At 56.3% G+C, this 21,847-nt stretch carries 20 protein-coding genes; 4 read left to right on the plus strand and 16 right to left on the minus strand.

The window, feature by feature from the left end:
* From hisS to ndk, 5 genes are all read right to left on the minus strand, one after another.
* Positions 1 to 1,284 (minus strand): histidine--tRNA ligase, encoded by a 1,284-nt coding sequence (gene hisS, locus CA948_RS06825; protein WP_094197057.1) that lies wholly within the window; start codon positions 1,282 to 1,284, stop codon positions 1 to 3.
* 42 nt (positions 1,285 to 1,326) lie between these two features.
* Entirely contained in the window at positions 1,327 to 2,613 is a 1,287-nt protein-coding gene (ispG, locus tag CA948_RS06830; protein WP_108727649.1) for a flavodoxin-dependent (E)-4-hydroxy-3-methylbut-2-enyl-diphosphate synthase, read from the minus strand.
* Complete coding sequence (locus tag CA948_RS06835) at positions 2,610 to 3,104, minus strand: helix-turn-helix domain-containing protein (protein ID WP_094197059.1); 495 nt, start codon at positions 3,102 to 3,104, stop codon at positions 2,610 to 2,612. The genes ispG and CA948_RS06835 overlap by 4 nt, the downstream gene beginning before the upstream one ends.
* A complete protein-coding gene (gene rlmN, locus CA948_RS06840) occupies positions 3,101 to 4,249 on the minus strand; it encodes a dual-specificity RNA methyltransferase RlmN (RefSeq protein WP_108727650.1) in 1,149 nt (382 codons plus the stop codon). Before rlmN ends, CA948_RS06835 begins: the two co-directional genes overlap by 4 nt.
* Positions 4,250 to 4,398: 149 nt before the next feature.
* Entirely contained in the window at positions 4,399 to 4,824 is a 426-nt protein-coding gene (gene ndk / locus CA948_RS06845; protein WP_009455885.1) for a nucleoside-diphosphate kinase, read from the minus strand.
* A 253-nt stretch (positions 4,825 to 5,077) separates the two neighbouring features.
* Between ndk and CA948_RS06850 the strand changes: the two genes are divergently transcribed.
* Complete coding sequence (locus tag CA948_RS06850) at positions 5,078 to 7,930, plus strand: valine--tRNA ligase (RefSeq protein WP_108727651.1); 2,853 nt, start codon at positions 5,078 to 5,080, stop codon at positions 7,928 to 7,930.
* 147 nt (positions 7,931 to 8,077) lie between these two features.
* Here CA948_RS06850 and CA948_RS06855 read toward each other — a convergent pair whose 3' ends face one another.
* The 8 genes from CA948_RS06855 to CA948_RS06890 all read right to left on the minus strand — a co-directional run bounded on the left by CA948_RS06855 (position 8,078) and on the right by CA948_RS06890 (position 15,742).
* A complete protein-coding gene (locus tag CA948_RS06855; RefSeq protein WP_108727652.1) occupies positions 8,078 to 8,926 on the minus strand; it encodes a class I SAM-dependent methyltransferase in 849 nt (282 codons plus the stop codon).
* Positions 8,927 to 8,999: 73 nt separating this feature from the next.
* Positions 9,000 to 9,761, minus strand: coding sequence for a tRNA (guanosine(37)-N1)-methyltransferase TrmD (gene trmD, locus CA948_RS06860; protein ID WP_108727653.1), 762 nt, complete (start codon positions 9,759 to 9,761; stop codon positions 9,000 to 9,002).
* Positions 9,762 to 9,847: 86 nt separating this feature from the next.
* Positions 9,848 to 10,447 carry a ribosome maturation factor RimM gene (gene rimM, locus CA948_RS06865; protein WP_094197064.1) on the minus strand — a complete coding sequence of 200 codons (600 nt, stop codon included), beginning with the start codon at positions 10,445 to 10,447 and terminating at the stop codon, positions 9,848 to 9,850.
* Between the two features lie 32 nt (positions 10,448 to 10,479).
* Positions 10,480 to 10,740, minus strand: coding sequence for a 30S ribosomal protein S16 (gene rpsP / locus CA948_RS06870; RefSeq protein ID WP_009455906.1), 261 nt, complete (start codon positions 10,738 to 10,740; stop codon positions 10,480 to 10,482).
* Between the two features lie 136 nt (positions 10,741 to 10,876).
* Positions 10,877 to 11,131: a sulfurtransferase TusA family protein gene (locus CA948_RS06875; protein WP_108727654.1), complete on the minus strand. Its 255-nt coding sequence runs from the start codon at positions 11,129 to 11,131 to the stop codon at positions 10,877 to 10,879.
* Positions 11,131 to 13,758 (minus strand): alanine--tRNA ligase, encoded by a 2,628-nt coding sequence (gene alaS / locus CA948_RS06880; RefSeq protein ID WP_108727655.1) that lies wholly within the window; start codon positions 13,756 to 13,758, stop codon positions 11,131 to 11,133. The genes CA948_RS06875 and alaS overlap by 1 nt, the downstream gene beginning before the upstream one ends.
* A gap of 284 nt (positions 13,759 to 14,042) precedes the next feature.
* On the minus strand, positions 14,043 to 14,975 hold the full coding sequence (gene puuE / locus CA948_RS06885; protein ID WP_108727656.1) for an allantoinase PuuE: 933 nt from the start codon (positions 14,973 to 14,975) through the stop codon (positions 14,043 to 14,045).
* 11 nt (positions 14,976 to 14,986) lie between these two features.
* The gene (locus CA948_RS06890) at positions 14,987 to 15,742 is read right to left on the minus strand and encodes a GntR family transcriptional regulator (RefSeq protein WP_203226758.1); all 756 of its coding nucleotides are present in this window, start codon (positions 15,740 to 15,742) and stop codon (positions 14,987 to 14,989) included.
* A gap of 205 nt (positions 15,743 to 15,947) precedes the next feature.
* Between CA948_RS06890 and uraH the strand changes: the two genes are divergently transcribed.
* The 3 genes from uraH (at position 15,948) to CA948_RS17685 (ending at position 18,431) form a co-directional block, all read left to right on the plus strand.
* Positions 15,948 to 16,301: a hydroxyisourate hydrolase gene (gene uraH, locus CA948_RS06895; protein ID WP_108727658.1), complete on the plus strand. Its 354-nt coding sequence runs from the start codon at positions 15,948 to 15,950 to the stop codon at positions 16,299 to 16,301.
* Positions 16,302 to 16,359: 58 nt separating this feature from the next.
* On the plus strand, positions 16,360 to 17,592 hold the full coding sequence (locus tag CA948_RS06900) for a urate hydroxylase PuuD (protein ID WP_108727659.1): 1,233 nt from the start codon (positions 16,360 to 16,362) through the stop codon (positions 17,590 to 17,592).
* Positions 17,593 to 17,906: 314 nt separating this feature from the next.
* Positions 17,907 to 18,431, plus strand: a complete 525-nt coding sequence (locus CA948_RS17685; protein WP_203226759.1) for a hypothetical protein — start codon at positions 17,907 to 17,909, stop codon at positions 18,429 to 18,431.
* A 167-nt stretch (positions 18,432 to 18,598) separates the two neighbouring features.
* Here CA948_RS17685 and CA948_RS06910 read toward each other — a convergent pair whose 3' ends face one another.
* The 3 genes from CA948_RS06910 to CA948_RS06920 are packed head-to-tail and all read right to left on the minus strand — an operon-like array spanning position 18,599 to position 21,755.
* Complete coding sequence (locus CA948_RS06910; RefSeq protein ID WP_159086126.1) at positions 18,599 to 20,044, minus strand: hypothetical protein; 1,446 nt, start codon at positions 20,042 to 20,044, stop codon at positions 18,599 to 18,601.
* Positions 20,041 to 20,889: a hypothetical protein gene (locus CA948_RS06915; protein WP_108727661.1), complete on the minus strand. Its 849-nt coding sequence runs from the start codon at positions 20,887 to 20,889 to the stop codon at positions 20,041 to 20,043. Before CA948_RS06915 ends, CA948_RS06910 begins: the two co-directional genes overlap by 4 nt.
* Positions 20,886 to 21,755 carry a TrbG/VirB9 family P-type conjugative transfer protein gene (locus CA948_RS06920; RefSeq protein WP_159063939.1) on the minus strand — a complete coding sequence of 290 codons (870 nt, stop codon included), beginning with the start codon at positions 21,753 to 21,755 and terminating at the stop codon, positions 20,886 to 20,888. Before CA948_RS06920 ends, CA948_RS06915 begins: the two co-directional genes overlap by 4 nt.
* Positions 21,756 to 21,847 lie beyond the last annotated feature (92 nt).

Here is a 21,847-nt window from a genome sequence, read left to right on the forward strand (position 1 = left end):
TCAAATCCTTGCTGACAAAACACTGGCGAGTTCAGAAAAATCAACAGACTGTTGCTGCTCGGCGCCATCCGCAGCACGCAACCATTTCACACTGGCCTGTTCTTTTTGGAGTTCATCGTCACCCAAAATAACGGCGGCCTGCGCGCCACTGGCATCAGCCCGTTTGAACTGGGACTTGAAGCCACTGGAGCCTGCATGGACGATCACCTGCAAACCGGCATCACGCAATTGCTCGGCCAACAGTGAGGCCTTGCGCTGGGCAGCCTCGCCTTGGTGAACCATATAAACCTGACATTCGGGAATGGCTGGCTGCTCGCCATCTTGCGAGCACAGATCCAGCAAACGCTCCATGCCAATGGCGAAACCCACGGCAGGCGAAGGTTTGCCACCCATCAATTCGATCAGGCCATCATAACGGCCACCACCGCACACCGTACCTTGTGCACCCAGGCGATCCGTTACCCACTCGAACACAGTCAAGTTGTAGTAGTCCAGACCACGCACCAGACGCGGGTTCAGTGTGTAGGCAATACCGGCATCATCCAGACGCTCGCACACGCCCTGAAAATGCGCACGGGACTCTTCACCCAGGAAGTCGAACAGGCGTGGAGCTGCATTGGCCATTTCCTGCATGGCCGGATTTTTGGTATCGAGCACGCGCAAGGGATTGGTATACATGCGGCGCTGGGCCTCTTCGTCCAGCACATCCTTGTGGGCTTCCAGGTGTTCGATCAAGGCCGCACGGTGGGCGGCACGCTCTTGCGCCTGCCCCAGGGAGTTCAGCTCCAGACGAATGTCCGTCAAACCCAGCTTCTTCCACAAACGGGCCAGCATAACGATCAGCTCGGCATCCACATCCGGCCCGGGCAGACCCAAGGCCTCCACGTCGATCTGATGGAACTGACGGTAGCGGCCACGCTGCGGGCGCTCATGACGGAACACCGGCCCCATTGCATAAACACGATGAGGGCGATCGTACAAGAGATTATGTTCGATAGTGGCGCGCACCATGCCCGCCGTAAATTCGGGACGCATGGTGAGCTTGTCGCCGTTGAGCGAGTCGGTAAAGGAATACATTTCCTTCTCGACAATGTCGGTGACCTCGCCAATACCACGAGCAAACAACTGGGTATGTTCCAGTACGGGGGTACGCATATTGCGATAGCCATAGCTGGCCAACCAGTCCCGCACCAGAGCCTCCAGGGCTTCCCACTGTGCGCTTTCACCCGGTAAGGTGTCTTTCATGCCCGTCAGGGCGCGGAGCTTTTGAAACTGCTGCGTCATAATTCTAATGGTTTGCTCGCCATAGACTGACAAGCGTGTTGATCAAACCGTTGGAGCCTTGCCATAACGGCGCTCAACGTAATTCTGGACAATGGTCTGAAATTCTTGAGCGATAGTATCACCCTTCAGGGTCACCACCCGCTCGCCATCCACATAGACGGGTGCCGAGGGCACTTCCCCGGTTCCCGGCAAGCTGATGCCGATATCGGCGTGGCGGCTTTCCCCTGGACCATTGACCACACAGCCCATCACCGCGACGTTCATGGTTTCCACGCCGGGATACAGATCTTTCCAGACGGGCATCTGGTCACGCAAATAGCCTTGAATATCGTTGGCCAGCTCCTGGAACACCGTACTGCTGGTGCGACCACAACCCGGACACGCCACCACCATAGGGGTGAAGGCACGCAAACCCATGGTCTGCAAAATTTCCTGAGCCACCACCACTTCACGGGCGCGATCGCCACCGGGTTCGGGCGTCAGGGAAATACGAATGGTGTCACCAATGCCTTGCTGCAACAAGACGGACAAGGCGGCGGTGGAAGCCACAATACCCTTGCTGCCCATCCCCGCTTCGGTCAAACCCAGATGCAGGGCGTAATCGCAACGCGCGGACAAATCCTGATAAACCGTAATCAAATCCTGCACATGGCTGACCTTGCAAGACAGCACGATACGCTTGCCGTCCAGACCGAGCTCTTGGGCACGCTGGGCATTGCTGATGGCCGAAAACACCAGGGCATCACGCATGACAGCTTGCGCCGTCCAAGGGTGTGCGCGTTGATTGTTCTCGTCCATCATGCGGGCCATCAGCTCGTGATCCAGGCTGCCCCAGTTCACACCGATACGCACGGCCTTGTCGTAACGGCAGGCGATTTCAATCATCTTGGCAAAGTTATCGTCCCGACGCTTGCCTCCGCCCATATTGCCCGGATTGATCCGGTACTTGGACAAGGCTTGTGCGCATTCCGGAAAGTCGGCCAGCAGCTTGTGCCCGTTGTAATGAAAGTCCCCCACCAAGGGAACATTGACACCCATGCGGTCCAATTGCTCACGGATCGCCGGCACTTCTCGCGCGGCTTCCGGGGTATTGACGGTAATACGCACCAGCTCGGAACCCGCACGCGCCAACTCCTTGACCTGGATGGCCGTTGCAATGGCATCGACCGTATCCGTATTGGTCATGGACTGCACCACGACAGGAGCCGAGCCCCCCAGTTTCACGACATGATCGCCCCAGCGCACATCCACCGTGCGCGTCACCCGTTTGGGTTGAGCACCAACCGGCAAGGGCTGGCAAGCAGAGGGAGTTCCGGGACCCTGCGTCATTTCTTCAAATCCTTAAGCCAATCAAACACCAACCATTGATCAGGAACCCAGCCCCGATCAATGGCGTAAAAACCGGCTACCAACAACAAAACAATAATGATTAGAATCCAGATCCAGCCTGAACCACCGCGTGATTCGGCATATAGGCCCAAATCCGTACTGGCCAGCCCCGAACCGGAATGATCACGCGGTACGGGCTTGGGGGCTGCAGTATCACTGACCTGAGATTCCAGCATGACCAGCACTGCCGAGACATCGGTCTCGAGAAAGCGCGCATAATTGCGCACCATGCCACGCAAGGGCTGCCCCCCGGGCAACTGACTCCACTCCTGAGCCTCCAGAGCCTCCAGTTGCCGAACCGAAAACTTCAGGCGGGTGGAGGCTTCGTTCAGCGTACACGATTGCGCCAGACGCAACTCACGGAGTGTGGGACCCACACCTGAGCCCGCTTCCGGCGCCGATTGCTTGGTAGGATCCAGAGTCTCGCTCATGCACGTTCCTGTTTGATTTGAATGACGGCCCGATCAGGCAAACGCTGCTCGATACGGGTGCGATCACGAATATCACCCGCCAACTGCCCGCAAGCAGCCGCAATATCGTCGCCACGCGTCTTTCGTACGGTAGTGACCACTCCGCCATCCATCAGCCTTTGGGCAAACTGTTTGACCCGTGCGGCAGAGGAGCGCTTCAGACCGGACTGCGGAAAAGGATTAAAAGGGATCAGATTAAATTTGCAGCGCACAATGCGCGCGATATCCAGCAATTCCTGCGCATGTTGGTCGGCATCGTTGATGCCGTCCAACATGATGTATTCAAAGGTAATGAAGTCACGCGGGGCATGCTCCAGATAGCGATTACAGGCATCCAGAAGCTCGGCCAGCGGATACTTCTTGTTCAGCGGCACCAGACGGTCGCGCAACGCATCATTGGGCGCATGCAGCGACACAGCCAGAGCCACCGGGCAATCTTTGGCCAAACGATCCATCATGGGTACCACACCGGAGGTGGATACCGTCACGCGACGGCGCGACAGACCGTAGGCATTATCGTCCAGCATCAGGCGCAAGGCACCGAGCACCTGATCATAATTAAGCAAGGGCTCGCCCATGCCCATCATGACCACATTGCTGATGACGCGCGTACTGGTTTGTTCAGCTTCCCCGATACGGGCCGTTTCAGGCGCACCCAGCAAAGCACGGCGGGCAAACCAAAGCTGACCAATGATTTCAGAGCTTGTCAGGTTGCGGTTGAAACCCTGGTAACCCGTGGAACAGAATGGACAGGCCACGGTACAACCAGCCTGACTGGAAATGCACAGGGTGCCCCGATCATCCTCGGGAATGAAAACCGCTTCGACGGCGTTATTGCTGCCTACATCAAACAGCCATTTACGAGTGCCGTCGGTAGAAATGTGTTCGTGCGACATGCTGGGCGCGGTGACAACGCAATTGGCGCTCAGCTGCTCGCGGAACTCGCGCGCCAGATCTGTCATCTGCCCAAAATCGTCCTGTTGACGCTGGTGTATCCAGCGCTGCAATTGGCGCGCGCGGAAAGGCTTGCCGCCCCATTGGGCAACCAGTTCAACAAGTTGCTCCGGGCCCAGGCCCAGAATATTGGTAGGTTCGAGCGATGACATAAAAATAATACCTTCACGCGGTCTGGCGACTCATTTTTTGCAGAAATGCAAAAAAGCCTCTTCTTGTAGGACTTACCCGGCACACCAGAGTTCCAGTGGGCCGGGCAAGTCTTGATCAGAGTGCCGCCGGTACTGCGCGGTTTAGCCAATTAACGGCTGTAAACGTTGCACTCTGGGAAGAAGAAAGCGATTTCGACAGCAGCAGTTTCAGGAGCGTCGGAACCGTGAACAGCGTTGGCGTCGATGCTCTCAGCGAAGTCAGCGCGGATGGTGCCAGCGTCAGCTTTCTTGGGGTCGGTAGCGCCCATCAATTCGCGGTTCTTGGCAATGGCGCCTTCACCTTCCAGAACTTGTACGAATACAGGACCGGAAACCATGAAGTCGACCAGATCCTTGAAGAAAGGACGCTCGGCGTGCACGCCGTAGAAGCGCTCGGCTTCGCCACGGGACAGGTGAACCAGGCGACCAGCGATCACTTTCAGGCCAGCGCCTTCAAAGCGGGAAATAATCTGACCGATCACGTTTTTAGCAACAGCGTCGGGCTTGATAATGGACAGAGTGCGTTCAATAGCCATGTGAAAATCCAAATAAGAACAATATAGTGTAGTCTTTGCTGCGTAAAGCAAAATGCAGATCCGACGGTTCGCGCTAAATTTTTTAATGAAAACAAGCACTTTCATCAGATTTACGGCAACCCGGCATTTTACCACGCCAAAGACGCACGGCCACATCTTAAAATAGTGCATCTTACATTCGTTTTTTACCCAGGATTAGTCCCGCCCTATCTGGCACCGAACGTGCCAAAAGGGGCAGGCAGACCGCATCACCATGACCAACTCATCCGCAACGACCTCCGACGAGCAATTATCCAAGAGCTTTGAACCCCAGGAAATCGAAACGCGCTGGTACGCGCGCTGGGAGCAAGCCGACCTTTTCAAGGGAGGCCAGCACGTCCAGCCCTTGGGTGATCATCAGTCCGAACCCTTTGTCATTCAGTCCCCACCACCGAACGTCACCGGGACTTTGCACATGGGCCACGCCTTTAACCAGACCATCATGGATGGCCTGACGCGCTACCACCGCATGAAAGGCGACGATACGGTCTACATTCCTGGCACCGACCACGCCGGGATTGCCACCCAGATCATTGTGGAGCGCCAGCTCGATGCCCAGAACATCAGCCGCCACGACCTGGGTCGCGAGAAATTCCTGGAAAAAGTCTGGGAGTGGAAAGAGAAATCCGGCAACACCATTACCAGCCAGTTTCGCCGCCTGGGCGCGTCCTGTGACTGGAGCCGCGAATACTTCACCATGGACGACAACCTGTCACGTGGCGTGCTGGAAACCTTTGTCCGCCTGTACGAACAAGGTCTGATTTACCGTGGCAAGCGCCTGGTGAACTGGGACCCCGTACTGGGCACCGCCGTATCCGACCTGGAAGTGGTCAGCGAGGAAGAAGACGGTCATCTGTGGGAAATCCGCTACCCGCTGACTACACCCCAGGGTGATCTGACCCACCTGACGGTGGCCACCACCCGTCCGGAAACCATGCTGGGCGACGTTGCCCTGATGGTGCACCCTGAAGACGAGCGCTATATCGGCCTGATCGGCCAGACCGTTACCCTGCCCCTGGTCGGCCGCTCCATCCCGATCATTGCGGACGATTATGTAGACCCAGCCTTCGGCACCGGTGTCGTGAAGGTGACCCCTGCTCACGACTTCAATGACTATGCTGTTGGCCAACGCCACGGCCTGGAAATGATCAGCATCCTGACACTGGATGCCCACATTGCCGACACCGCTCCCGAAGCCTATCAAGGCCTGGAGCGCTTTGCCGCGCGCAAGCAAATCGTGGCCGACCTAGAAGCCCAGGGCCTGCTACAGGCCGTCAAGCCACACAAGCTGATGGTGCCACGTGGCGACCGCACCAATACAGTCATTGAACCCATGCTGACTGACCAGTGGTTTGTAGCCATGAGCAAGCCCGCTCCGGAAGATTCACTGCACCCCGGCAAGAGCATCACCCAGGTTGCCCTGGATGTGGTGGCCGATGGCCGTGTGCGCTTCTACCCCGACAACTGGTCCAACACCTACAACCAGTGGCTGAACAATATTCAGGATTGGTGCATTTCCCGTCAGTTGTGGTGGGGTCACCAAATTCCCGCCTGGTACGCCGAAGACGGTAGCCTGTTTGTCGCCCGTTCCGAAGAAGAAGCTCTGGAACAAGCCCGCGCCGCTGGCGTGACCGGCCCACTGCGCCGCGACGAAGACGTGCTGGATACCTGGTTCTCCTCCGCCCTGGTGCCCTTTACCGATCTGGGCTGGCCTGAAGAAACTCCAGATCTGGCCCGTTACCTGCCCTCCAGCGTGCTGGTCACTGGTTTCGACATTATTTTCTTCTGGGTTGCCCGCATGGTCATGATGAGCATGCACCTGACCGGCCGCGTTCCATTCAACACCGTCTACGTTCACGGACTGGTGTGCGATATGGAAGGCAAGAAGATGAGCAAATCCAAGGGCAATACCATTGACCCTGTGGATTTGATCGACGGCATCGATCTGGAAAGCCTGATCCACAAACGCACGTTTGGCCTGATGAACCCCAAGCAGGCACAAAGCATTACCAAACGCACCAAGAAAGACTACCCCGACGGCATCCCCGCCTTCGGCACGGACGCACTGCGCTTTACCATGGCCGCCTACGCCACTCTGGGCCGCAATATCAACTTCGACATGAAGCGTTGCGAAGGCTACCGCAACTTCTGCAACAAGCTGTGGAATGCCACCCGCTTTGTGTTGATGAACACCGAAGGTCATGAGCTGCACGCCGACGCACCCGCCGAACTGAGCTTTGCTGATCGCTGGATCATCAGCCTGTTGCAAGGCCTGGAACAGGACGCCGAGCGCGGTTTTGCCGACTACCGTTTCGACAACGTCGCCAATGCCATCTACCACTTTGTATGGGACGAGTACTGCGACTGGTACCTGGAGCTGGCCAAGACTCAGATCCAGAACGGCACGCCCGAGCAGCAACTGGGCACCCGCCGCACCCTGATCCGCGTACTGGAAGTGGTGCTGCGCGTAGCGCACCCTATCATCCCCTTCATCACGGAAGAACTGTGGCAGAAGGTCTCGGTGGTGGCTGGTAAACGTGCCGCTGACGAAACCACCAGCATTTCGGTCCAGCCCTACCCAATTGCCAACCCCGCCGCGGTTGATGAGCAGGCCGTGGCCCAGGTTGCCGAACTGAAAGCCCAAGTGGACGCCATCCGTGCCCTGCGTGGCGAAATGAACATTTCGCCCGCTCAGCGCGTACCGCTGATTGCCCAAGGCAATGCCGAAACCCTAAAAGCCAACAGCCCGTATCTGGCTGCGCTGGGCAAGCTGGAAAGCGTGGAAATTGTCGATCAACTGCCTACCGATGCAGGCGCACCGGTACAAGTGATCGGCACCACGCAACTGATGCTGCACGTAGAGATTGACGTGGAAGCGGAGCGTATCCGCCTGTCCAAGGAAATTGAACGCCTGCAAGGCGAAATCAGCAAGGCCGAAGCCAAACTGGGCAACGCCAGTTTTGTGGAGCGTGCCCCAGCAGCCGTAGTGGAACAGGAACGACAGCGCGTCATTCAGTTTGGCGAAACCCTGGCTAAAGTCCAGCAGCAATTTACTCGCCTGAACTAACGGCCTCCCAGCACAAAAAACTGGCTGCAATAAACGACACCCCAAAGATTGGATGCCCATCCAACCTTTGGGGTGCTTTATGACGAAGCAGGATAGATAGCCCAGATTGGCTGCATCATGGCACAACCGTGCCCAACAATGGCGTGCTCAGTCCCGACTTGCCTCAAGACCATACATCAAAGGGACGCCAGCCTGGCCTACGGGTGCATACATTCGCCGCCCCGGACCCTCATGCATCTGCTTAAAACCCTTCCAGCCATTTGAATACGGATACTCTTCCAATTTTCGCAAACGCAAACCGGCCTCCAGCAAGACACCAACCAGTTTAGCCAAGCCCCAACTAAACTCCACACTGGGATGCGGGTTCTCAAACTCCTGCATACCTTCAGTTTTGCCTGAAAGCAGCAACCCTTCGCCTGATTCCGCTACGTAATCACCCACCCCTTCCGGGAACACCATGGGCTGGGTATTGAAGTAATCGTATTTCAGCGCCCAGTGCTCATCAAAGCAAAGCGCAAAGGGGTGGAACTCCACCAGCACCAAACGCCCTCCAGGCTTCAAAACAGAAGCGACGCCCTGCGCCCACGCCCTTAAATCCGGCAACCAACACAAGACACCATAGCTACTGAATACAATATCGTATTGCAGCCCCTGACTGGCAGCCTGCCTTAACCACTGCACCACGTCTTCGCGATGAAACGCAGCCGGAATACCCGTATCTCGAGACAGAGCCGTCGCAAAGGAAATCGCTTCATCGGCGATATCAACCCCAGTCACTAGTGCCCCAAGCGTGGCCAAACTCAAACTATCCTGCCCGCAATTGCATTGCAAATGCAGCAGTGAGCGCCCCTTGAGTTCACCTAGCAGCTCCAGCTCCTCTGGAAACAAAGTAGAACCACCACGGCGAAAGAACTGAGCCTGATCCCCTTTATGGCTATTATGGGCAAGTGTTGCCGCATTCCAGGACTGGCGATTTTGTTGCTCAACTTTACTCATAACCCCCTCATGAGCCACCCTAAGCAGCACACCATCAGATTACTTGCCCAATGCCACACTCATCCCAAGCCGCTTATGACACTCCCCCGTCATCCAGCGAGGCCAGGAAACGCTCATCTGCCTTGTTAAGCTCACCACGCTGACGGGCCTGTTCGATCAACTCCGGGCGCCGCAAAGCGGTCAAACGCAAAGACTGCTCACGCCTCCATGCCTGGATGCGACCATGATGACCGGACATCAAGACCTCAGGCACAGCCTGATCGCGATAAACCTCGGGACGCGTGTAATGAGGGCTGTCCAACAAGCCACTATTGTCGGCATGGAAAGAATCCTGACGAGCCGAATCGGCATCATTCAACACGCCGGGCAAGAGGCGGACCACGCTGTCGATAATCGCCAGCGACGCGATTTCACCGCCAGACAGCACAAAATCACCCAAAGAAAGCTCCTGGGTGACGCGTGCATCAATAAAGCGTTGATCTATCCCTTCGTAGCGACCACAAACCAGAACCGCGCCGGGGCCTTGAGCCAGCTCCTGAGCCACAGCCTGATTAAAGCGTCGCCCTGTAGGGCTAAGTAAAATCACTTCCGGCTTATCGCCACGGTCAGCCAGAGCCTGATCCAAAGCGTCGTTCAAGGGATCAGCCAGCATGACCATACCAGGACCACCTCCGTAAGGGCGGTCATCCACTGTGCGGTGCACATCGGTAGTGTAGTCGCGCGGATTCCAGGTCCGCATCTGCCAGATGCCCTGCTTGTGCGCACGGCCGGTGACACCAGCCTGGCTGACCACATCAAACATGTCCGGGAACAGGGTCAGGGCATCAAATCGCATGAGGACTCGGCAAGAGAAAAAGCAGATACGCGTTATAAACCCGGCCAGTCAAGCCAAAGCACCACACGCGCACAGGATTGAAACGATCAGATCGCCCAGTGGCTGTGCAACTCGCGGGCGGACATATCCACCGTATGCACAATGGCTTGCACAAAGGGAACCAGCTCTTCTTGCGGCCTACCCTGTTCGTCCTTTTCAGGTGTAAAGACACCCTCGGCATCCCAGGAGCCACGATGCACGACCAAAATGGAATGCGCGCCGTTATCCAGCACCTCTACCACTTCGCCTAAGCTTTCAGCTTGGCCGTCCTGCTCGCCAAAAAAGCGGCAGCCGATCAGATCGACCCAATAAAATTCGTCTTCGTCCGCTTTGGGAAAAGCGGCACGGGATACCCAAACGGTATGCCCCTTAAGAGCTTGAGCCAGCTCTCGATTATCCAGACCTTCAAACTGCGCCACGATGGTTGCCCCATGCTGCTTTGCGGTTTGTACTTGTCTGGGTGACGCAGACGCAAAAACGCCCGCCTGAGATTCAGGCCGGGGCGTTTTTAACCACCACGTTTTTACATTCAGCAGCGCTTTGGTTTGCATGGAGTGCGGCTGGATTTTGACCCAACCACGTACGCCATAAGCGGAAACAATGCGTCCAAGCTCAACAAGGTCAGCAGGAATCGCTGGTTGCTTCACACTAACACCACTAAAAAAACAGGTGAATCAACTTAGGCAGCCGAAGCAACCTTAGCCGAGTATTCTTTCAACAGGCGAGCCACAGCAGGCGAAACCTGAGCACCGTTGTCGGTGAAGTGCTTAACGCGGTCCATTTGCAGACGCAGGTTTTCATGACCTTCGCCAGCAACGGGGTTGTAAAAACCCAGACGTTCGATGAAGCGACCATCACGGCGTTGGCTCGCCTCGGCGGCTACTACGTTGTAAAAAGGACGCTTTTTGGAGCCACCACGGGCCAAGCGAATTACCACCATTGATAATCCCTTTATTGTGTAAGGTAAACAAAAAATTCTAGCACTATTCTGGCACGTATGCCAAAAGTAACACGCTAAGATAGCAGATTCAGTGCTAGATACGCAACAGACAAAACAGTATTCTACCGCCGTCAGCTTACCGACGGCGTAAAAAATGCAGAGTTTTTTCAGCTTGCTGGTCTTGAGCCAACAGTTCATTGCCAGTTTGGCGACAAAAAGCCTGAAAATCTTGAATAGCGTGCTGATCGGTTGTAATGACCTGCAACACTTGCCCAGACTCCAACTGCGCCAAGGCTTTCTTGGCACGCAAGATAGGCAAGGGGCATTTCAGCCCGCTTGCATCCACCTGCAGATCGCTATTGGGCAAAGCGCCGGTCTCGAACATCGTCATTACGCACCTAACTTGCTTTGTACCCAGGCCTGCACCGAGGCATTGGCCTGAGGCAGGACGCTGGCATCGGTACCGCCGCCCATGGCCATATCAGGACGACCACCACCCTTGCCGCCCATTTGCGAGGCCACAAAACCCACCAGATCACCGGCCTTGACCTTGGCGGTCAGGTCAGGTGTCACGCCCGCCACCAGACTGACCTTGCCGTCGGCCACGATGGACAGCAAAATCACGGCAGACTGCAGCTTGTTCTTCAACTGATCGGCCATTTCGCGCAGGGCTTTGGCTTCCACGCCTTGCAGCGTGGCCACCAGCAGACGACTGCTGTCATTCAAGGGTACGGCTTGGGCCAACAAGTCCTGGCCGGCCGAAGCCGCCAGCTTGGATTGCATTTGTTCGCGCTCGCGCTCCAGATCCTTGATCTGAGCTTGCAAGGCACTGATACGGGCAACCAAACCTTCTGGTTGGGTACGCAGGCTGGCAGAGGCATCGTTCAGCAGACGTTCCTGGGCTTGCACCCAGTGCAGGCTGTTGGTGCCGGTGATGGCCTCAACACGGCGCACACCAGCGGCTACGCCACCTTCCGAGACAATCTTGAACAAGCCGATATCGCCCGTACGCTGAACGTGCGTGCCACCGCACAGCTCGCGCGAGAAGCCGATATCCAGTACGCGCACTTCGTCGCCGTACTTTTCGCCAAACAAAGCCATGGCACCGCCGCTGACGGCCTCGTCAAAGGACATCAACTGGGCTTGCACGGCCTGGTTAGCCAGAACCTGCTCGTTCACAATGGCTTCGACCTGAGCGATTTGCTCGGCCGTCATGGCGGCATCGTGAGCAAAGTCAAAACGGGTCTTGTCAGCGTCCACCAGGGAGCCGCGCTGTTGAACGTGGCCACCCAGCACCTGACGCAAGGCCTTGTGCATCAAATGCGTGGCCGAGTGATTACGGATCACACGCTCACGACGCTCGGTGTCCACCTGGGCTTGAACAGTCTGGCCCACAGTCAGCGTGCCAGCGTTCAACACACCCTGGTGTCCGAAAACCTGATTGGAGATCTTTTGGGTATCCTGCACTTCGAAGGACAAGCCCTTGGCATCGCTCAGGATACCGGCATCACCCACCTGACCACCGGATTCTGCGTAGAAAGGGGTAGCATCCAGAACCACTACCGCTTGCTGGCCCTGGGCCACGGACTGCACAGAGGTGCCGTCCACATACAAGGCGGTAACCGTGCCGCTACCTTCCAGAGTGGTGTAACCATCAAAGCGGGTTTGCACGCCGGAGTAGCTCAGGCCTTCGGCTGTTTTGAACTTGCCCGAAGCGCGTGCCATCTGACGCTGGTTTTCCATGGCGACTTCAAAACCGTCCAGATCGACCTCGATGCCACGCTCGCGGCAGATGTCGGCGGTCAGGTCCACAGGGAAACCGTAGGTGTCGTACAAGGTGAACAGCGTCTGGCCGTCCAGCTTGGCATTCTCTGGCAGGTTGGCCAAAGCGCCTTCCAGAATACGCATGCCGTTTTCCAGCGTTTCGCTGAAACGCTCTTCTTCCTGGCGCAGCACTTGTTCGATACGCTCGCGCTGGCTAATCAGCTCGGGGTAGGCTTCGCCCATGGTCTGGCCCAAGTCCTGCACCAAACGGTAAAAGAACAAGCCCTTCTGACCCAGCTTGTGGCCGTGACGCAGGGCACGGCGAATAATACGGCGCAGCACATAGCCACGGCCTTCATTGCTGGGGATGACCCCATCAATGATCAAGAAGCTACAAGCACGGATGTGGTCAGCAATTACCTTGAGCGAGTTATTGCTCAAGTCGCTAGTCTTGGTTTCGCGTGCGGCGGCCTGAATCAGGGATTGGAACAGGTCGATTTCGTAGTTGGAGTGCACGTGCTGCAGCACAGCCGAAATACGCTCCAGGCCCATGCCGGTGTCCACACAAGGCTTGGGCAGCGGTGTCATGGTGCCGTCGGCGGAACGCTCGAACTGCATGAACACCAGGTTCCATACTTCAATGTAACGATCGCCGTCCTCTTCAGGCGATCCGGGAGGACCACCCCAGACATCGGCGCCGTGGTCGTAAAAAATTTCCGAGCAAGGACCACAGGGGCCGGTATCGGCCATCTGCCAGAAGTTGTCCGAGTTGTAACGCACGCCGCCCTTGTCGCCGATGCGGATGATGCGCTCTTTGGGCACACCAATTTCCGAGGCCCAGATATCGTAGGCCTCATCATCTTCCTGGTAGACGGTGACCCAGAGTTTTTCTGCAGGCAGTTGGTAAACCGTCGTCAGCAGTTCCCAGGCATAGCGAATAGCGTCTTGCTTGAAGTAATCGCCAAAGCTGAAGTTGCCCAGCATTTCAAAAAAGGTGTGGTGGCGGGCGGTGTAGCCCACGTTTTCCAGGTCATTGTGTTTACCACCGGCACGAACACAGCGCTGAGAACTGGTCGCACGCTTGTAGGGGCGGGTCTCTTTACCCGTGAACACGTCTTTGAACTGCACCATCCCTGCATTCGTGAACAGCAAGGTAGGGTCATTCCCTGGAACCAAGGAAGCCGAGGAAACGATGTGGTGTCCCTTGGATTCAAAAAAAGAAAGAAACTTCTGACGAATTTCTGAGGTTTTCATTACATGCAACGCGATGGAAAATTTAACTGCCTATTATAAGACGATCAGCCTTGCAGCCCATGCGCGCGCTGCGCTGGCACAACACCTGCCGCCCCGGCATAGCAGTGAGAAGCCCGGACGCCACACTCCCTTTACGAGCGGCTGCGTAAGCGTCAGATAGTACTGTTTTCAGCGGGCAGAAACAACAATTCCGACCCTGGCGAGTCGGAATGTGAATGCACCCTGCTCAGATTCAGGATGTTGTCTTGATGGGCCAGGAGGCATGAACCCTGGCCCTGCCCCGATCAGGCCTTGGGCTGATAGGGATGATGCTCGGCCCAGTGGCGAGCAATATCCACACGACGGCACACCCAGACACGCTCATGCGATTGCACGTAATCCAGGAAACGCTGCAAGGCGCGGAAACGGCCAGGACGGCCGATCAGACGGCAATGCAAACCGATGGACAGCATCTTGGGAGCCTCTTCGCCTTCCTCGTAAAGCACATCAAACGCGTCTTTCAGGTAGGAGAAGAAATGATCGCCAGTGTTAAAGCCCTGAGGAGCCGCAAAGCGCATATCATTGCTGTCCAGGGTGTAAGGCACGATCAACTGAGGCTTGACAGTATTGTCGCTGAGCTGAACCTCGGCCCAGAAAGGCAAATCGTCACCGTAGTAGTCGGAGCTATACAGGAACTGGCCCTCTTCAGCCACCAGACGCAATGTATTTGGGCTATCGCGACCGGTGTACCAGCCTTCGGGATGGTGGCCCAGCAAGTCCGTCAGCACTTTCACGCACTGGCGCATATGCTCGCGCTCGACTTCTTCGGACACGTTCTGGTAGTGAATCCAGCGGTAGCCATGGCAAGCGATCTCATGACCCAGGCGCACGAATTCCTGAGCCAGCTCGGGATGACGCTCCAGCGCCATGCCCACCCCAAACACGGTCATGGGCAGGCCACGCTTTTCAAACTCGTTCAGAATCCGCCAGACACCAGCACGCGAGCCGTATTCGTAAATGGACTCCATGGATAAGTGACGGTCCGGGTAAGCGGCTGCACCAATAATTTCAGACAAAAACTGCTCAGAGCCCGGGTCACCGTGCAGGACGCAATTCTCGCCGCCTTCTTCATAGTTCAAGACAAACTGCACCGCAATGCGCGCCCGATCAGGCCATTGTGCATGGGGCACGTTTTTACCGTAACCGACCAGGTCACGAGGGTACTTGCTCAAGGACATACCGTCTCCGTTTAGCGTTTTACGCTGAGGGCCAGCCAAGGATCGGCAGCATTGCCATCACCCGCTTCGCTCATGCGATGTTCACAATCACTTAAGTGATGATGCATAGCCAGATGCGCGCCTTCGGCATCGCCCTGACTAAGCTTGTCCAAAATCTCTTTGTGCTCGTAAAACGAACACGCCTGTTCGCCCGGTGTATCGTGATACGCAATGATGAGCGTGGTGCGGGCGCACAAGGTGTGCATCAACTCGGTCAGTTCATCATTGCCAGCGCAGCGCGCCAGCATCACATGAAACGCATTGGACAGGCGCAACCAGCTGATGCGGTCGCCATTTTCAAAAGCGTGCTGTTCACGTTCCACCATTTCATACAGGCCAGCCAAACGCTCCGGCAGATCCGGGTAGCTGATCAGTTTTTTCAGAATCAGCGCTTCCAGGTCTCGTCGCAGTTCAAACACATCCCGTGTCTGTTTGGCCGTCGGCTTCCAGATAAAAGCACCCCGATTGGGTTCGATAACCACAATCTTGTCGTGTTCGAGGGCTGCCAGCGCCGCACGAACGGTCGCCCGCGAACACTCGAAAATCGTGCATAGCGTGGCTTCCGTCAGTTTGGTTCCAGGCAAAAGACGGCGGTCAACGACCGCATCGAAGATCTGGCTATAAACACGCCCGACCTCGCTATCTGCCATGCCTCCCTCTAGCAGCGAGGAGGCGCTGGGCGCTTGGGATTCACTGCTCATCCCCTCTTGCCGCCGTATCTGAAGCATAGAATTTCTCGTTATTGACTATTGACAATTATTCGGTACCCCGACAAAATCGTCAACATAAATTGTCGACAATCTGATTCCTCAAACAGAGCGACAGTTTCGGGGCCTCAACCCAGCGCACTGATCCTTGCACCGTTGGCCCCCGGCCGGTTCTCAAAACTGGGCTCGCTGGACCTTTTTTGATCACCATAAACCGGAGACATTTATGGGAAAGCTATCAACCCATGTCCTTGACACGACTCAAGGACGCCCAGCCAGCGGCGTGCGCGTCGATCTTTATTCCATCGAAAACGATCAACGTACTCTGATCAAAACCACTCACACCAATAGCGACGGTCGCTGTGATGAGCCCCTGCTGCAAGGCGAGGCCATGCACACGGGCGTTTTTGAACTGGTGTTTCATGCAGGTGACTACTTTGCCGCCAGCGGTGTGACTCTGCCCGAGCCACGCTTTGTGAATCAGGTCGGCATTCGCTTTGGTATCGCTGATGCCAATGCCAATTACCACGTACCTCTGGTCGTGACCCCCTGGTCCTGGTCCACCTATCGCGGCAGCTGATCGCGTATCCAAGTCGACTTTTCGCTTCTATACGAAACCACTCTGATACGAGATCTTTATGTACGCTTACCTACTTGAGTACGGCAACCTGCTGCTGCGCTGGTTGCACGTAATTGCGGCCGTCGCCTGGATCGGCGAGTCCATCTACTTTGTGATGCTGGACAACGGCCTGAAACCGCCTAAAGGCGAAGAAAGCAAGAAACGCGGTGTGTTTGGCGAGATGTGGGCTGTCCACGGCGGCGGCTTCTATCACAACCAGAAATACCTGACCAACCCGGCCGAACTGCCTGATGACCTGCATTGGTCTTTCTGGAAGTCCTACACCACCTGGTTGTCCGGTTTCTTCCTGTTCGCCCTGCTCTACCTGACCAAGCCCGAGTTCTATCTGGTCAACCCCAACAGCCCCTGGGAATGGGCGGCTCAAATGACCGGTACCCAAGCCAACGTCATGGCTATTGCCTTCCTGGTACTGGGCTGGGTGGTCTATAACGGCCTGTGCCGCTTGATCAGCCCCAACATGAACCGCGACGGTCTGCTGAGCGTGGCCGTGGCCATCATGATGGTGGTCGTGGCTTACCTGAGCGCGCACATCTTCTCGGGTCGTGCTGCTTTCTTGCTGACTGGCGCTGTCATGGCCACCAGCATGTCGGCCAACGTGTTCTTCTGGATCATTCCCGGCCAACGCCGCATGGTCAAGGCACTGAAAGCCGGTGAAGCCCCCAACCCTCTGGATGGCAAGCGCGGCAAACAGCGTTCGGTACACAATACCTACTTCACGCTGCCCGTCCTGCTGCTGATGCTGAGCAACCACTACTCGTTCACGTATAACAACCCTAATGCGTGGATCATCATGGTGCTGTTCATCTTTGCCGGCGCCCTGATCCGTCAATACTTCGTGCTGATGCACGCTGGCATCAAAAAGCCTGCCTACCCGGCTGCCGGTGTTGTGCTGCTGCTGATCGTGGGCTACCTGGCTGCACCTGCCAGCCTGAAAGGTGACGTTGCCAGTGCTCCCGCAGCCGCTAACGGCGCAGAAACCGTCAACGTTGCACGCATCCAGGAAATCATGGATGCCCGATGTGTTCAGTGCCACGCGGCCAAACCCAATGCCGACTTCGGCTTTACGGCTGCCCCTGCCGGCATGTTGCTCGATACCATCGACAACACGGTGCTGCACGCCGAACAGGTGAAAACCGTGGTGCACTCCAAGTACATGCCCCTGGGCAACATGACGCAAATGACCGACGAAGAGCGTGCTGCCATTGCCGCTTGGAGCGGTACCCGCGACTAATGCAGAACAAGGCTCAAGCCTGACCGAGCGACAAGCTCCGTGGTCTCTTTCAACCCCGATCTGATGAAAATCACGTCGGGGTTTTTTCTTTCTCAAGGACTGTGGGGAAACGCGCCAGATCTGCGACTTGACGGGCTCCTGGCCTTGAGGAGTCAATGACATACAGGCTCAAGGATATACGGGCTGGAAAACTGAATCATGGTGACTTTGAAAGCTCGAGTTTGGCTAGACGCATCCCCCCGGGCCTCAGGAAGGCAAACAGAGTTTTATGGATTGAACTTCCGGCTGCGACTGCTGAGCCTGATCCGAGGCGGTTGACAGATTCAAAGCCTGAGCCTGTCCCCGACTGTGGCTTTGGCTTTGGCTTTGGCTTTGGCTTTGGCTTTGGCTTTGGCTTTGGCTTTGGCTTTGGCTTTGGCTTTGGCTTTGGCTTTGGCTTTGGCTTTGGCTTTGGCTTTGGCTTTGGCTTTGGCTTTGGCTTTGGCTTTGGCTTTGGCTTTGGCTTTGGCTTTGGCTTTGGCTTTGGCTTTGGCTTTGGCTTTGGCTTTGGCTTTGGCTTTGGCTTTGGCTTTGGCTTTGGCTTTGGCTTTGGCTTTGGCTTTGGCTTTGGCTTTGGCTTTGGCTTTGGCTTTGGCTTTCAGCATGTTCCCGGGGCAGCCCTATTTCAAGCTCAATACAGCGACTATCTAAAGACAAGAGGCGCATTTGCCTATCTCGCTCGCGCCCTATCGGCCATAACTGTCCTTGCTGAAACAGGAGCAGGCGCTGCCCATGCTGCACCTCAGCCAGCAAGCGCGTATCCCGCCCATAGACAGCTTTCAGTTTTAATCCAGGAATAGCTTTGCTCGATCTGCTCTTGTCCACGTCCGGTTGAGCCAAACCCGCCCCCTCCTGCCCCTCTAATGGCCTGGAACATGAGACCATGTTCTGTCGCGCCTGCTCGGCCTCCAGCAGCAACATATCGCGCACGACCGAAACCATGGCTTCAGTCGCTTGAGCTGGCAAGCTAAGTATCAGCGCTCCGCCAAACAGAATGCTCAAATACCTGCGCGCGTTCCTCCTTGCCCGAACCTGCCCACTCATCAACATAGCCTTCCAGCTCCACGATAAAAACGCTGCCCAGCAGCGAGGGATAAGACTGCGGACTCACTGACAAGCTCAACCTGTCCCACTGCAACTGAGGCAAGTGTGCGGCGAGCAGGTAGGCTGAACGCAAAGGAGACTGACTGCTCCAAGTACGACGCCAGGCATCTGGTTCTGATTGATCTCTGGTGCGCCGAGACTCCTTGGCTTGGATCAGAGCCTGTGTCTGCTCCCCAGCCTTTGCTTGCAGCTGTGTGTCCGCCTGATTCCCGGTTTGAACTTGCCCTGAATACTGAGATTGGTGGTGCGCCTGTGCCCGGGCAAGCGAAAAACGCATAAATGCGGGCTGCAAAGCCTTCAATTCGGCAATCAGGTTGGCTGATGACTCAACAGGCAGCGTTCGCTGACCTTGTGGCGATGGGCGCTGTTGCTCCTTAGGCAGATAAGTGCGTTGCACATGCAATTCAGCCTGCCCTGCCCCTGTCAGCGCCAGCATGTTCGGAGCGCGAGTTTGACGCTGCATGGCCAAACTAAAGCTTTGTACATCTTCAAACCCATAGCGTGCATGACAGTCCCAAGAAGCCACGCGACGACGGCAGTCCACCTCCTGCAAGCGCCAGCCCACTCCTTGTGCCGGCAGCTCCTCAATCAGATCCAGAACAGTCTGCGCGCTAGATAGCGGCAATGTATTACCCTGCTCAAGAACCCCTTTGCCAGCAGGCTGTCGTTCAGCCCCCACCCCACGAGAGTCGGCAGAAAAAACGCCTGCCAGAGCCAGCACCACCAGCAACGGCGCAACAAGCAAGCGAAGAGGGACCTTACTGGGACGCCAAAGCTCTCTGCCGCCTTGACGCTGCATACAAGCCTGCGCTCGTCTACCCTGCTCCAGGCACACCCATACATCATCGGGTTGCCGCAGTTCACGTATGACGGGATAGCGTTCCTGCATTGCCTGTCGCAAGGCCTGCACCTGCCCGACCTGTGTCAGCACACAATCGCTGCCTTCCACAACCAAACCCTGCTCCAATGCCAGGAACCACAACAGGCCGGGAGCCACGGCCCATAAAAGAAAAACCGCTTCATCAGGGTGATGCACAGCCAGACACGCAGCCGCCGAATAAGCCCGCATATGCCTGCGTTTTACCCGTGTTGGCCCCTCTTGAACCAATCGCAATATCGAGTGTGTCCGTTTGGAATAGAGCCACCGGTTTTGTACCCAGCCTATTGCTTGTCCTGCTGCCTGCCCTTCCAAGAAACAAGCCCAATGCGATTGTGTCGAATTCCGAGTGTGAGTCCAGCGCGCGTCCTGTCCGTGACGTGCCCATTGCAAACCAAACCAATACTCACGCTTGGCTGTAGAAGCACTCATTTCTCTCTCCCGCCGCTACCCACAGAGCGGCTAGCTCGCGCACTATCGAAGTACCACAATTCAGGCTGGTGCTTCAACGCTGAACCCAATGCCTCCAAGCGTTCCGGTGTATCAGTCACCAACAAAGCATGGGGCGGCACCCCAAGCACCTGGACCCTTCCAGCGCGAGATAGAAAAGCTTGTGCCGTGTCTTGCAGATAAACATGGGCGGCGTTTTCCAGACTTGGCGTTTCAGTCTGCACAGACGTCACAGCGGACTCGAAGGCATTAGCTGCAGGTTTATCCAAATAAGCAGCATTCACGGCTTTGATCGGCGGTAAAGCAAAGTGACGCGTTTCCGTGCGATATAACTCGATACGCCCTGCCCGATAGCGCCAGCGAATGCTGTATACCGCGCTGACTTGATTGAGCAACTCCGGCAAGCGTAATTGCTCAAAAACCAGGCTGCCATATTGGGGCGGCACGTCCAACTGATCCCCCACACTGAGTCGCGGCAAGAAAAGCGCCAAAGGCAGTCGTGCCTCCGGGCTGATGGATACCGTCAGATCCGACAAAAAAGACAGGCGGCGCGCCAGTTCATCCAGACCGGGTAAAGGCGTTTCCAAGGAAAAGCTGAATGTCTGTCTGGAACTCATCAGGTCTGGTGAGTCAGCGGCTTGCTGGATGGGCACAGCAGCGCCCAACAGCCAAGGTCTATCAACAGACTGGGCCGGTGCATCTGTAGGCAGGTCTAACTTGCCAAAAAAAACAGCATCGTCCAGCCACGGCGGGTCAAGGTGATGCTCCGCTGTTTGCAAAGCACAGCCCGACAACAAAACCAAAAGCAGCAAAAAGAGGTGACTCATGACCGCTCCTGCTGCTGCACACTCGGGTCGCAGGGTTGCGGACTGGCCAGAACACGCAGCACCTGATTGGAATAAAAACAGGCCTGCAAAGAATGGGCGTTCAGTTGTGCCGCCGTCAGCAATTGGACCACCGCAGACTCAAAGTTCCCCTTGAAGCTGGCGGCAGCCTTGACAGGAAAATCCACCTCCAAAGTCCAATGTTCCGGCGCAAAAACCCATTTCGCTTGTTTGGCCCAACGCATTAGCGCCTGCCTTAGCGTCCGATCTTTCAAACGCAGTTCAAAAACAGTGGAATCAGGGTTCGGGAGATTGACCGCCCACGTATCCGAGCTGGCTTGAAAGGCAACCCGTTGCACCAACTGTGCGGGCGCGGGCTCTGGTTCCAGCTCCAGCACTTGTACCGCCCCCACAGAGCTCGGTTTCAAGGGATCTCCTACAGGCAAAGGCCGGGCTGAAACATCCGATTCCTCTGCCCCTGACAAGGCAGAGCCTTCACTCTGGCTACTCTTGCGCCGCAGACTGGCCTGTGCCTGCGCCTTGCCTGCACGAAACACCAGCTCCGCCCACAAGCCATCGACTAACTGAAACTGCCCCGAAGGTCGTAGCGACAGCAGCACTTCCTGGCCGTCCCTGCGGCCAAACACCGCTGGCAAAATCTGATCTGGTGCAAAATGCAGCCAAATGCGCGTCCCGTTATCAAAGACCTGCATAGGCCCCACTTTGGGGTCGCCGGATAAGCGCCAATCAAAATTGAAGACGCGCGCACCCGGATCGGCCAACAGACCATCCGGCCCCTGACTGGACTGACAGGCAGACAGCCCAAGCGCACAGATCAGCACGATGCAGAAACGGACAAGAAAACGCATTACAAACACCCAAAGAAAAAACCCCATGTCCCGTCAAGGGCATGGGGTCTATCTTCAAGGATGCTTGCTCAAGCCGCTAGATCGGCTTGTAC

The sequence above is a fragment of the Alcaligenes aquatilis genome, from assembly GCF_003076515.1.
Classification (GTDB): Bacteria; Pseudomonadota; Gammaproteobacteria; order Burkholderiales; family Burkholderiaceae_B; genus Alcaligenes; species Alcaligenes aquatilis.

Coding starts and splice junctions, on each gene's coding strand:
- puuE (WP_108727656.1), bottom strand. CDS start 14,975: ATGTCCTTGAGCAAGTACCCTCGTGACCTGGTCGGTTACGGTAAAAAC.
- hisS (WP_094197057.1), bottom strand. CDS start 1,284: ATGACGCAGCAGTTTCAAAAGCTCCGCGCCCTGACGGGCATGAAAGAC.
- trmD (WP_108727653.1), bottom strand. CDS start 9,761: ATGCGATTTGATGCCCTGACCCTGTTCCCGGACATGTTTGATGTGGTC.
- alaS (WP_108727655.1), bottom strand. CDS start 13,758: ATGAAAACCTCAGAAATTCGTCAGAAGTTTCTTTCTTTTTTTGAATCC.
- rlmN (WP_108727650.1), bottom strand. CDS start 4,249: ATGTCATCGCTCGAACCTACCAATATTCTGGGCCTGGGCCCGGAGCAA.
- CA948_RS06900 (WP_108727659.1), top strand. CDS start 16,360: ATGTACGCTTACCTACTTGAGTACGGCAACCTGCTGCTGCGCTGGTTG.
- ndk (WP_009455885.1), bottom strand. CDS start 4,824: ATGGCTATTGAACGCACTCTGTCCATTATCAAGCCCGACGCTGTTGCT.
- CA948_RS06920 (WP_159063939.1), bottom strand. CDS start 21,755: ATGCGTTTTCTTGTCCGTTTCTGCATCGTGCTGATCTGTGCGCTTGGG.
- ispG (WP_108727649.1), bottom strand. CDS start 2,613: ATGACGCAGGGTCCCGGAACTCCCTCTGCTTGCCAGCCCTTGCCGGTT.
- rpsP (WP_009455906.1), bottom strand. CDS start 10,740: ATGGTGGTAATTCGCTTGGCCCGTGGTGGCTCCAAAAAGCGTCCTTTT.
- CA948_RS06915 (WP_108727661.1), bottom strand. CDS start 20,889: ATGAGTCACCTCTTTTTGCTGCTTTTGGTTTTGTTGTCGGGCTGTGCT.
- CA948_RS06910 (WP_159086126.1), bottom strand. CDS start 20,044: ATGAGTGCTTCTACAGCCAAGCGTGAGTATTGGTTTGGTTTGCAATGG.
- CA948_RS06855 (WP_108727652.1), bottom strand. CDS start 8,926: ATGAGTAAAGTTGAGCAACAAAATCGCCAGTCCTGGAATGCGGCAACA.
- uraH (WP_108727658.1), top strand. CDS start 15,948: ATGGGAAAGCTATCAACCCATGTCCTTGACACGACTCAAGGACGCCCA.
- CA948_RS06875 (WP_108727654.1), bottom strand. CDS start 11,131: ATGACGATGTTCGAGACCGGCGCTTTGCCCAATAGCGATCTGCAGGTG.
- CA948_RS06835 (WP_094197059.1), bottom strand. CDS start 3,104: ATGAGCGAGACTCTGGATCCTACCAAGCAATCGGCGCCGGAAGCGGGC.
- CA948_RS06850 (WP_108727651.1), top strand. CDS start 5,078: ATGACCAACTCATCCGCAACGACCTCCGACGAGCAATTATCCAAGAGC.
- CA948_RS06890 (WP_203226758.1), bottom strand. CDS start 15,742: ATGCTTCAGATACGGCGGCAAGAGGGGATGAGCAGTGAATCCCAAGCG.